At 38.2% G+C, this 353-nt stretch carries 2 protein-coding genes; both read left to right on the plus strand.

The genetic code is table 11. The features are described 5' to 3' along the window. Positions 1-50: 50 nt before the first annotated feature. Complete coding sequence (locus Y887_RS21650; RefSeq protein ID WP_502362102.1) at positions 51-116, plus strand: hypothetical protein; 66 nt, start codon at positions 51-53, stop codon at positions 114-116. Then, positions 113-331, plus strand: coding sequence for a hypothetical protein (locus Y887_RS19955; protein WP_046965687.1), 219 nt, complete (start codon positions 113-115; stop codon positions 329-331). The genes Y887_RS21650 and Y887_RS19955 overlap by 4 nt, the downstream gene beginning before the upstream one ends. The last annotated feature ends 22 nt before the right edge of the window (positions 332-353 follow it).

A 353-nucleotide genomic window follows, 5' to 3' on the forward strand; every position in this document is an offset into this window, starting at 1 on the left:
TTGAAGACTCTCAAGAATTTCGTATCTGGTTAAACGACGTAAAAAGATATATACATGACCAGAAGACTATGTTATGTTATTATCGTAGTGGTTTAAAAGAGGAAAAATGTCAATGACTAAAGAACAGCATGAATACCTTAAAGGACTTATCTATGAATCTGAAATGGCGGCTATGATTTATGGGCGCCAGATTCAACGATTAGAATCTTTACCTCCGACTAATGACCGCTTGTTAGCTCAGTCTCGGGCTAATCTGAAAAATGAATACCAAAACAAGTGGGCAGGAGCGCCTAAAGCTCATCATAAGCACAACGAAACTTTCGAAAAATAGGTTACAAACTCTCCCACGGTCT

The organism is Xanthomonas pisi DSM 18956 (assembly GCF_001010415.1).
GTDB classification, from domain to species: Bacteria; Pseudomonadota; Gammaproteobacteria; order Xanthomonadales; family Xanthomonadaceae; genus Xanthomonas; species Xanthomonas pisi.

Excerpts from the sequence above, each read along its gene's own strand:
- Y887_RS19955 (WP_046965687.1), top strand. The coding sequence starts at position 113 with ATGACTAAAGAACAGCATGAATACCTTAAAGGACTTATCTATGAATCT.